The organism is Chryseobacterium pyrolae (genome assembly GCF_025153485.1).
Lineage (GTDB): Bacteria > Bacteroidota > Bacteroidia > Flavobacteriales > Weeksellaceae > Chryseobacterium > Chryseobacterium antibioticum.
Genome location: NZ_JANZQH010000009.1, coordinates 175,661 through 187,182 on the forward strand (window position 1 = coordinate 175,661; position 11,522 = coordinate 187,182).

The window sequence follows — 11,522 nt, forward strand, 5'->3', positions numbered from 1 at the left end:
TATCGTATTATAGTTTTACTTTTTTGTTGACTGTTTTTCCGTCAGTACCAACCATCTGAACAATATAAATTCCTGATTCTAAGCTTTTAGATTCAAATTCCGGCTTATTGACCTCCTGCTGAAGAATCAACGCTCCTGAAATGCTGTAGATACTGATGTTTTTAATACCTTGATCTGCTCTCGCAATGATCTGGCGGTTTTTCGTCAATATATCAGCTTTATTGGCTAATAAACGATCTGTCTGTGCTTTTTTGAACTGCAGATTGTAATATTGAGTGACGATTTCAAAGGTATTATTTTGATTGTCAATGTCTTTTGTGTCAATTCCTCCATTTGCAGTATACTGTTCCTGAGATACTGTTTTCAGTAAATTTTTATTCGTATCAAAAATATTGACAGCGATCAGTTCTTCCTGAGGAAGTTTCAGTTTTAAAACACCGTTGATTTCAGACTGTATGATCTCATTTTCAGGAACTTCTATAGGGGTGCTCTTAACGTAGGGAATCAATTTCTGATTATTATTTTCCTGTACTTTTAAAAGATAAACACCATCTTTTAATGCCGATAAACTGCTTTCCGTCCCGGATTTACTGGCTGCTTTCTCCTGATTGAAATCTGTAATTCCAACCAGCTGCATACCACCAAGATCTGGTTTTAGCTGTGAAGAATAAAGTGAATTAGCCTTCGGCAGATGATTCGCCTGTTGCTTTGAGCTCAGTATAGCCCATTGATTCAAAAGGCCGCCGCTTCTAAGAGTATTGAATTTTGCATTGGATGCCAGCGTGAAAGGAACAATGCCTCCCACATGGCCTAATGGTCCCCAATAGAAAGAATCCAGTTTATATTTATTCAGGTCCCACCATGCATAATATCCACGTTGTACATCGATTGTTTTTGATGTATTTTCTGGTGGAATGGCTAGGTCTACTGTAGAATGTCCCAATGTCATAGGTGTTTTGTTGTACCAGTCATAGACATCCTTAGGTTTCATGCATCGTCTGAGATTATTATTAGGGTTATTGGTAACATCATTGACGAAGCTCTGGGTGAAAAGATTCCTCCAGATCACCGGTCCCCAAAGAAGGCCTCCGTTATCCTGAACGACATGATAATTATATTTATCCAGATATTCCGGTGAAATGACCTCCGAAATGCTTGTATTATAGGTTTTAAAGCCTGTGTTGTTACAGGTATGGAGTACATTGGCAAGGAAGGAAGTGAATGGATAGAAATCTTTTTCTAAAACTCCTTTGTTTAATGTAACCCCTGAAAAATCATAAGGTCCGTCTCCCATATACGCATACTTGAATTTCAGGTTGCCGGGATTGGAAACATTCAGCATTTTTAAAGTGGACATTGCTGCGTGCGCGCCCTGGGAATAACCTGCCAGGAAGTATTCATCATAGCGTTTTATTCCTTGCTGGGCCAGAACTTTATTGGCAGCCTTCACAAAATCTATTGTTGCTCCGGCTTCCGTAGCATAATCTACATAGGGATGAACTCCGTCTCCAGTCCCCATTCCTACATAGTCAGGTGCCATCAAGATATATCCATTGAGTACATAAGAAAGTTCGACGACAAATCCGGCCGTTAAAGCTCCTTTAAAATTAGAAGGGACATTATCCCTGCTATCTGTGGTTCCGTGGTCAGATACAACCGTAGAGAGCTTAAAATCGACATTTGGGTACATCAGCAGCCCGGTCGCTTTTACTAAAACATTTTTTTCATTTTTGGTGTAGTAAGTAATTTTGTATCCTTTGAGGCCTACATTGAAACCGTTGAGATAACTGACGAAGTCAGGTGCATTCTGTTCGCCAAGACTATTGGCAATGAAATCAACAACGCCCTGCGGCGTCAGATCCAGTTTTTGTTCAACGTTCACAAGATCTCCTGCCTGTTGAGCAAAAAAGAACGGTGCCGTTAAACCTAATAAAAGCATCGAGATTTTTTTCATATCAATATTTTTTTAGTGGTATTAAAGTAGATATTTTTAATAAAACTATAATAATATTAATGGATCAATAATTATTCAGTGAATATAAGTTCCCTGCAAAGTGAGTAAAACAAGGAGTCCGGCCATTCGGCCGGACTCCTCTTCTGTATATTTTGGTTTTTAATTAAAAAGCATTGATTCCTGTAATATCTAAACCGGTGATCAGTAAATGAACATCATGCGTTCCTTCATAAGTGATCACAGACTCCAGGTTGGCTGCATGTCTCATCATCGGGAATTCACCCATGATTCCCATACCCCCAAGGATTTGTCTGGATTCTCTTGCGATATCGATAGCTATTTTTACATTGTTACGTTTAGCCATTGAGATTTGTGCAGGACTTGCCTTATGATCATTTTTTAGATTTCCTAACTGAAGACATAGCAACTGAGCTTTTGTGATTTCTGTTAAGAATTCAGCCAGTTTCTTCTGCTGAAGCTGGAAAGCTCCAATTGGTTTTCCAAATTGTCTTCTTTCTTTAGAATACTGAACGGCTGTACAGTAGCAGTCAATTGCTGCACCGATTACACCCCATGATATTCCGTATCTTGCTGAATTCAAACAAGATAAAGGTCCTTTTAATCCGGTTACTCCCGGAAGTAAGTTTTCTTTAGGAACTTTTACATCATTGAATACCAGTTCTCCGGTTTTCGATGCTCTTAAGCTCCATTTATTATGAGTTTCAGGTGTTGTAAAGCCTTCCATTCCTCTTTCAACGATCAGTCCCTGTACTTTTCCTTCTTCATTTTTAGCCCATACTACTGCGATGTCGCATACCGGAGAATTCGTGATCCACATTTTGGCACCGTTCAGAAGATAATGGTCACCCATATCTTTGAAATAGGTTTCCATAGAACTTGGATCAGATCCGTGGTTAGGTTCAGTTAGCCCAAAAGAACCGATCATTTCTCCAGCAGCAAGTTGCGGAAGATATTTTTTCTTCTGCTCCTCAGAACCGAATTCATTGATCGGGAACATCACCAGCGAGCTCTGTACCGAAGCAGCAGAACGTACCGCAGAATCTCCTCTTTCCAATTCCTGCATAATCAAACCGTAAGAAATCTGATCTAACCCTGAACCACCGTATTCAACCGGAATATATGGACCTAAAGCCCCGATTTTCCCCAATTCTTTCATTAAGCCCGGAATATCAGTATGATTTTGCGCGGCCTGGTCAATTTGCGGCATTACAAAACTCTCCACCCAATCTCTTACCGATTGACGGATCAGTTTGTGTTCTTCAGTAAGTAAAGCATCAATTCCGTAGTAGTCTGGAATGCTTGTAAGAGGATAATATGACATGATTTTTTGATTTGCCTAAAAGTAAGACTTTTCGTGTGGTTTGAAAAATTTTTTTGAAAATCTTTATTGTCTTTGATTCTCAATAAGATAAAACTGCATCATCATGATTTCAGCAGAAATACAATCTCCTAAGATTCCTCATCGTTGGAGATAGGGTACTGATTGGCAGCATTGTGTACCTTACTTTTGAACTTATAGAGGTACGGAGCTTTGTTCGCAGATCCGTCATAAAATTTCTCTAATCTGTCCAGAATATTTAAACTTAATATCTTACGCTGGAAATTATTTCTCCTGAATTTCTGGTTCAAAATAGTTTCATACAGCGACTGAAGATCTTTCATGGTAAATTTCTCCGGAAGAAGATTACTGGCAGCCACCTCTGTATTGATATTCATACGCAGGTATTCCAGGCCGGTTTCTATGACCCTGTCGTGGTCAAAAGCCATTTTAGGAAGCTTATTTACCTCAAACCATTCGCAACTTTCATTGAAGGCATCCGGAAAAGTATTGGCAACGGAAAAATCGATCAGGCTACAGTAACCCACTGTAATAAATCTTTGGAAGATCCAGTGATCTTTGGGAACCTCGATTCCCTTATTGTTAAGAAGGATCTGGTGGACATTATTCTCTGTACGGTCAATTCTCCCGAAAGTGTGGAACTGTTTCAGGAAAAGATCCTGAAGGTGCGTTCTTTCATAGAGTACTCTGGCAGCGGCCTCACGAAGATCTTCATCATTAAAAACAAAGCCTCCCGGAAGCGACCACAGATCCAGGTCGTGGTACTTTAAAAGCAAAACCTTCAAAATATTATTGTGAAAACCAAATATCGTGCAGTCAACAGATACGTGTGCTACAAAATCTTTTGTATCAATAAGTTCCTGAAGGGTTTCTTTGTTTTTGGTGTCTTTGATTTTCATGGGAGTAAAAATAAAATTATTTTCTATAATTTCTTTCCTGCGAGCTTAAAATATATTAAACTCACCGTAAAAAGCACAGAAACAGCAAGTAAAATGTATAGAGGATAGTAGTTTAATAACTGTTTTCCGAACAAAACAGACATGAGAATAGAACTGACAGAGCTGCCCAGTGATGAAAAAATCACAATCAGGGAAGTAAACAGGTTGATTTTTTCTTTATTGATCTGTGCAATCATTTTTGAGTTGATGACAGGGTAGAGTGGTGACAGAAAAAGCCCGATCACCGGAAATAAAAACAAAATAATGCTGGAATGTACAGAATCAAAATACTGGATTCCCAGGATCATCAGAAGCACAGCCATAATTAAAGAAATACATAATACGTAATATCTTGATAATGAGAATCTCTGAATGATATTAGCCGTCACCGTTCTTCCTGCATACGAAAAAAGGGCAAGGAAAGAAGTGGCCTGCAAAGCAAAGAATGAATTGACATTCAGATGGTTTTTATAAAAGGAGGGAAGCCATGAATTGAAACCCTGTTCTACAAATACAATAAAGAAAACCACAGCAAGAAACGCAATCGTTGCTGGTTTTGCAAATGCTGAAAGTTCCGAAATAAGGCTTCCATTCTCCGTTTTTTTAGCTTCCGAAATATTTAATTTTGAAAATAAAAATATTGTTATTGCACAAAGTACAGCTATAGACAGGAACCCGAATTTCCAGAATTCGGAATAACGACTGGAAATCAGCCATCCAAAACCTGTATTAACTACAAAAATACCTGCCATAAAGGTGGCTTCTACGCTGTTCATCATTTTGGCAAGAGACTTTTCATCTGAAATATTATTTCTGATAATGCCGAAAACGCAGATCTTACCTACCGCAAAACAGGTCCCGATAATGGCAAACCATACCTTGTAAAACCAAAAATCTTCTACAAAAGGAAGAAGACAGGAACAGATTCCTACAATGACCAGGGCCGATATAAGCGCCTTTTTGGTCCCGGTCTTACTAATGAAATTTACGGCGAAAAGGGAAATAAATGCGATCGGAAGATCCTTGAATGATTCTAAAAAGCCTAACTTTTCATAAGTGATCTTTGCTTCCGAAAGCTGAAGAATCACAATGCCCATGCAGTTCAAGACCATTGAGAAAATAAGGAAGGTCAGTTTTAAAGGAAGTGAAATATGGGAAAGCTTGGTTGTCATTTTGGGGATTTTTTTATTCGTTTTTTTGGGTAATTTTATGAATTATGAAGTGAATATAGTGCTTTGAACTCCCAAAAATAAACGAAAAATTAAAATAATTATGAATAGAATGTTAATTAATTAAAAAAAAATATATTTTTATTGTCTCAATTTGAGAATTAAAAACTAACTGTATATGGATTTAAGAATATCAAGAAGCCTGGGAGTGGTTGCTGTGCTGTATTTTACAGCTAATTTTAGTGCACAGACCAGCGTAAAGGACACCGTTCCCAAGGAGAATAAGATAGAAGAGGTCATCATGATCGGTTATGGTAGCCAGAAAAAAAGTAATGTGACAGGAGCCATATCAAGTATAAAAGCTTCGGACATTGAAAATTCTCCCACAGCAGGAAGACCGGAACAGATTATGCAGGGGCGTGCGGCAGGTATAAGTGTAGTATCAAACTCAGGGCAACCTGGAACCGCTGCCACAGTGCGTGTACGTGGAATCACAAGTTTTGGTGCCGGAAGTAATGATCCGTTATGGGTAGTAGATGGAATTGTAGTAGACAATATCGGATGGCTGAACCAATCTGATATTGAAGGAATGGAGATTCTTAAAGATGGTGCTTCTGCCGCTATTTATGGTGTTTCAGCTGCAAAAGGGGTAGTTCTTATTACGACTAAAAAAGGAGCAAAAGGGAGAATGAATCTTTCTTATAATGGTTTCTTTGGAGTGGGAAGTGCCGCAAAAAAACTGGACCTACTGAATGCAACACAGTATGGGAATATAATGAATGAAGTGATTGCCAATGATAATATGTATAACAATCTCAATCCTCCTAATCCTCCTATGTTTGCTAATCCAAACTCATTGGGAATAGGAACTGATTGGCAGAAACAAATTTTCAATTCGGCACAGCGTCAGTCTCATGAATTCAGCATCAGTGGAGGAAATGATAAATCTTCTTTCTATACTTCCTTTGGATATTATGACCAGCAGGGTATTGTCTTGAGAGATATTTCGAATTATAAGAGAATTAATGCCAGATTTAATTCAACCCATAAAGTTTTTGACTTTTTAACCATAGGGCAGACTTTTGCTTATACCCATACAAAGTCTCAGGGAATCAATGATAATAATGAATTTGGAGGGCCTTTAAGCTCTGCCATCAATTTAGATCCCGTAACTTCTGTTTTAGCTACAGATCTTAGCCAGCCTGTTTATACGAATAACCCCAATATTGTAAGAGACGCCAATGGAAATCCTTATGGAATTTCACCCTATGTAAGTAAAGAAATGTCTAATCCATTAGCATTTCAGGAAACTCAAAGAGGTAGATACAAATGGTCTGACGATATTGTTGCCAATGTTTTTGGTGAGCTTAAAATCAATAAAAATCTTAATTTTAAATCTACTGTCAATGGCAAACTGTCTTACTGGGGAAATCAGGCATTTACTCCATCAGCGTTTCTAAGTACCGCAAACAACAACCTCTCTAATAGTTTGTTCAGAGAACTTCAAAGAAAATTCGAATGGAATACGGAGAACACCCTTACTTATCAAAATAAATTTGGTGAACACAATCTAAGTGTTTTACTAGGTCAGGGTTATTATGAATATAACATTAGTTACGGACAGAATGCAACATTTAAGAACCTTCCAACGAATGACTGGCAAGAAGCTTCCTTTAATTTTGATGTTGGAGAATCTAACAAAACTTCTAATGCCTGGGATGGAAAACAAACTCATAAAGCGTCTTACTTTGCAAGAGTAGTGTATGATTACAATAACAGATATCTTTTCACAGGTACAATCCGTAGAGATGGATCATCAAAATTCGGAAGCAATAACCACTGGGGTAATTTTCCGGCAATGTCTTTAGGATGGAATGTTTCCAATGAAAGTTTCTGGCCCGAAAACAAGGTGGTTACCAGCTTTAAGTTAAGAGGTGGATATGGTGTATTGGGAAATGATGCCATTGATGATTTTGCATTTGCCAATTTCCTTGTTCCGGGTAGTAATTATACTTTCGGAGATAATATTATTCATGTAGGATATGCACCAAGTACATTAGAGAATCCTGATCTGAAGTGGGAAAGAACCTCGCAATTTAACATTGCTGCAGATCTTAAACTTTTCAGGAATTTTGATTTAAGTGTTGATCTTTACAGAAAAAAGAGTACCGATATCTTAAGAAGAGTTGAGCTTCCTGGTTATTTAGGATTAAGCCAGAATCCTTTTAGAAATATTGGGGATATGAATAACGACGGGATTGAAGTGACTTTAGGCTATAAGAAGAGTTGGGGTGATTTCGGGATGTCTGCAAACGGAAATTTTGCCTATGTAAAAAATGAAATTTTAAGACTGGAAGGAAATAGAGAGTATGTTACTTTCGCTGGTTTCCAAACATTGGGGACTGTATCCAGATTACAGGTTGGTGAATCTTATGGCTCTTTTTACGGATACAGAAATATCGGTGTTTTCCAGAATCAGGCAGAAATTGACGCTTACAGAAACGCAAGCGGTCAGCTACTCCAGGATAAGGCAAAACCGGGAGATTTCAAAAGAGAAGATGTAAATGGTGATGGAGTCGTTGATATCAAGGACTATGTTAACTTAGGTAATTCTGTACCAAAATATACATTTGGCCTTACCCTAAACATGAATTATAAGAATTTTGATTTAATGGTATTTACGCAGGGACAGGCCGGAAATAAAATTTTCCAGGGGTTGAGAAGACTTGATATACCCGAATCTAATTATCAGACCTCAATTTTAGACCGATGGACAGGTGAGGGCACTTCTAATACAGTAGCAAGAGTAACCAAAGATGATCCTAACCAAAACTATACAGCAATGTCAGATTATTATTTGCAAAAAGGAGATTATCTGCGCATTAAATTAGTTCAGCTGGGATACACTCTTTCTAAAGATATAGCAAAAACGATTGGAGCTTCCAAAATAAGATTTTATGTAACAGGAGAGAATCTGGTTACTTTCACGAAGTACACCGGCTATGATCCTGAAATTGCAGGAGCTGATACTTTTGGTATAGACAGGGCTTTCTATCCACAGGCAAGAACGTTCCTTTTTGGTGCTAATGTTCAATTTTAATCTATAAAAAATGAAAAATAAAAATTTTATATATAAAAGTATTTCCGTTTTAATGCTTACTGGGATTAGCTTTGGAGCAGTTTCTTGTAACAATGGTAATTTGGAAGATGTTAAAAATACAGGAACCTTCGATTCAAATAATTATTTCAAAAATGAAGAGCAGTCTTTCGCAGGACTTGTTGCGACGTACGATATGATGAGAAAATATTCGGGCGGATTTGAAAATATGGTCACATTCTTTAATGGCGCTTCTGATGATTTCTATTCCGGAGGAGGAAGTTCTTCAGATGGCGCAGGTATCCAGGGGTTTTCAAATTATACGCTTAATCCGGTGATTATGCCTGCCAGTTATTGGAAAGATTATTATCAGGGTATTGCAAAAGCCAATCTTTTATTGGACAGAATTCCCAATGCCAATATGAATGATCAAACAAGAAAAAGATTTATTGCAGAAGCAAAAGTGTTGAGATCATTATATTATTTTGAATTATTGAGAATGTTTAAAAATATTCCTTTAATATTAAAGCCTGTTCTAGTAACAGACGACTATTATAATATTCCTCAAGAAGATCCGGCAAAAGTTTATGCACAGATAGAAAATGATATTGTTTCAGCACTTGGAGATCTGCCTATGACTATTCCTGCCAATAATCTAAACGAAATTGGTAGAATTACACAAGGCTCAGCGAGAGCGATCTTAGGTAAAATTTATTTATACGATAAGAAAAACACTGAAGCTGCTGCTCAATTTGAACAGGTCAACGGTACACCTGGGCAAACAAGCCAATATGGGTATAAGCTTGTTTCCAATTTTTCCAGCCTTTGGGTGATAGATAATAAATTTACTACAGAATCCATCCTTGAAGCAATGCATACCAATAGAGGAAATGGAGTTTGGGATAACTGGGGATCTGGTAAAGATGAAGGGAATGCAGTAAATCAGATGGTTGGAATCATTTCTTATGGAACTAATACAAACATTCCCAATAATGATGCCCCAAGTATCCACTCTGGTTGGGGATTTAATCCTATTACAGATGATTTATTCAACTTTATGCAAGGTGATCCTCGTCTTAATGCAACTATTTTTAATGCTAAAATTTTAAAACAACAAAATAAAATCACTTATTCTCCAGGTTTTAGAGATACAGGATATTTCTTAAATAAATATTTACCAAGAAAAGCTGATGAGTCTACTCAACCGGGAAATACAGAACTTAATTTCCGACAAAACTATATCGTAATTAGATTAGCAGATACCTATTTAATGGAAGCAGAAGCCTTAGGCGGTGCAGGAGGAAGAGCCCAGGCATTGTTGGATGCGGTGAGAGCGAGAGTAGGGCTTACTTCAGTTCCGGTTTCTATGCAGGCGATTAAAGATGAGAGAAGAAGAGAATTAGCAGGAGAAGGTCACAGATGGTTCGATTTGGTAAGATGGGGTGATGCTTCGTCTAAACTCGGTCCAAGAGGATTTATTGCAGGTAAAAATGAAGTATTACCAATTCCTTTCAATGAACTAATCAACACAGCTTTGAAACAAAACCCTGGCTATTAAAATATGAAGTTTCACAATTTATATAGTTTCTTTTTAAAAAGTACTACACTGCTGTTTAGCGGTGTGGTACTTTTGCCTTTAAGTTCTTGCAAGTCTAATCTGAATAATAATGGGAATCAAGTTCAGGTTTGGCTTACAAAAGGTGATGAAAGTGTACAACTACAACAACAATCTTCGATCAGTTTTGTAAATAACTCCAACAATTTTCAACATATTGAAATTGATGATACTCAGAAGTTTCAATATGTTGACGGTTTTGGATATACCCTCACAGGAGGCAGTGTTGAAGTAATCAACCGTCTTTCCCCTTCAAAAAGAAAAGCTTTGCTCAATGAACTTTTCGGAAATGATAAGAATTCTATTTCTATCAGTTATCTCAGATTAAGCATTGGTGCTTCTGATCTTGATGGCAGAGTTTTTTCATATGACGATCTTCCGGAAGGGCAGACAGATCCCAAGCTTTCAAAATTCAGTCTGGCCAATGATAGAGATCTTATAGCTATGCTGAAAGAGATTTTGGCAATTAATCCTAAAATTAAAATCATCGCAGCTCCGTGGTCACCCCCGGTTTGGATGAAAGATAACGGTAAATCAAAAGGAGGAAGTTTAAAACCTGAATTTTACAGCGTTTACGCAGAATATTTTGCAAAATATATCCTTGGAATGAAAAAGGAGGGAATTACCATTGACGCTGTGACACCTCAAAACGAACCTCTTCATCCGGGAAACAATCCAAGTCTTTTTATGCCGTCTGATCAGCAGAGAGATTTTATCAAAGGTCATTTAGGCCCCGTCTTTAAAGCCAATAATATCAAAACAAAAATTGTAGTCTACGATCATAACTGCAACAAACCGGAATATGCCCTTGATATTCTGAAAGATCCAGAAGCTTATCAATATATTGATGGCTCAGCCTTCCATTTGTATGAAGGTGATATTTCCGCTTTAAGCACGGTGCACAACGCATTTCCTGATAAAAATTTGTATTTTACCGAGCAATGGACGGGATCGAAAGGCACTTTTAACGAAGACCTGAACTGGCACGTTAAAAACGTAGTCATCGGTTCCATGAGAAACTGGAGCAGTATTGCTTTGGAATGGAATGTAGCGAATGATCCACAATATAAGCCTCATACAGACGGAGGATGTACGGAATGTAAAGGAGCAATAACGGTTTCCGACAGTGAAAATTTCACCAGAAACGTTTCCTATTACATCATTGCGCACGCTTCCAAATTTGTTCCTGCAGGTTCTCAGCGTATTGCTTCCACACAGACAGAAACCCTTTCTACGGCGGCATTTAAAACCCCGGCCGGAAAAACAGTACTGATTATCCAGAATGGAAACAGTACTGATGAAAGTTTTAATATCAAATATAACGGAAAGATTGCTCCCGTCATCCTTTCAGGAAATTCGGCAGCAACTTATGTTTTTTAATTTAATATC

At 37.7% G+C, this 11,522-nt stretch carries 7 protein-coding genes; 3 read left to right on the forward strand and 4 right to left on the reverse strand.

The window, feature by feature from the left end:
- Window positions 1-7 precede the first annotated feature (7 nt).
- From NZD88_RS17735 to NZD88_RS17750, 4 genes are all read right to left on the reverse strand, one after another.
- On the reverse strand, window positions 8-1,954 hold the full coding sequence (locus NZD88_RS17735) for a T9SS type A sorting domain-containing protein (protein ID WP_259830913.1): 1,947 nt from the start codon (window positions 1,952-1,954) through the stop codon (window positions 8-10).
- A 163-nt stretch (window positions 1,955-2,117) separates the two neighbouring features.
- Window positions 2,118-3,296, reverse strand: a complete 1,179-nt coding sequence (locus NZD88_RS17740) for an acyl-CoA dehydrogenase family protein (RefSeq protein WP_259830915.1) — start codon at window positions 3,294-3,296, stop codon at window positions 2,118-2,120.
- A gap of 128 nt (window positions 3,297-3,424) precedes the next feature.
- Window positions 3,425-4,213 carry an NUDIX hydrolase gene (locus NZD88_RS17745; protein ID WP_169234191.1) on the reverse strand — a complete coding sequence of 263 codons (789 nt, stop codon included), beginning with the start codon at window positions 4,211-4,213 and terminating at the stop codon, window positions 3,425-3,427.
- 23 nt (window positions 4,214-4,236) lie between these two features.
- On the reverse strand, window positions 4,237-5,424 hold the full coding sequence (locus NZD88_RS17750; RefSeq protein WP_259830916.1) for an MFS transporter: 1,188 nt from the start codon (window positions 5,422-5,424) through the stop codon (window positions 4,237-4,239).
- A gap of 175 nt (window positions 5,425-5,599) precedes the next feature.
- On the opposite strand from NZD88_RS17750, the gene NZD88_RS17755 reads away from it, so the two are divergent.
- Genes NZD88_RS17755 through NZD88_RS17765 form a run of 3 tightly spaced genes read left to right on the forward strand, consistent with a single transcriptional unit; the run spans window position 5,600 to window position 11,513 of the window.
- Entirely contained in the window at window positions 5,600-8,521 is a 2,922-nt protein-coding gene (locus tag NZD88_RS17755; RefSeq protein WP_259830918.1) for a SusC/RagA family TonB-linked outer membrane protein, read from the forward strand.
- Window positions 8,522-8,531: 10 nt separating this feature from the next.
- Window positions 8,532-10,076: a RagB/SusD family nutrient uptake outer membrane protein gene (locus tag NZD88_RS17760; RefSeq protein ID WP_259830920.1), complete on the forward strand. Its 1,545-nt coding sequence runs from the start codon at window positions 8,532-8,534 to the stop codon at window positions 10,074-10,076.
- 3 nt (window positions 10,077-10,079) lie between these two features.
- Window positions 10,080-11,513, forward strand: coding sequence for a glycoside hydrolase family 30 protein (locus tag NZD88_RS17765; RefSeq protein WP_259830922.1), 1,434 nt, complete (start codon window positions 10,080-10,082; stop codon window positions 11,511-11,513).
- Window positions 11,514-11,522 lie beyond the last annotated feature (9 nt).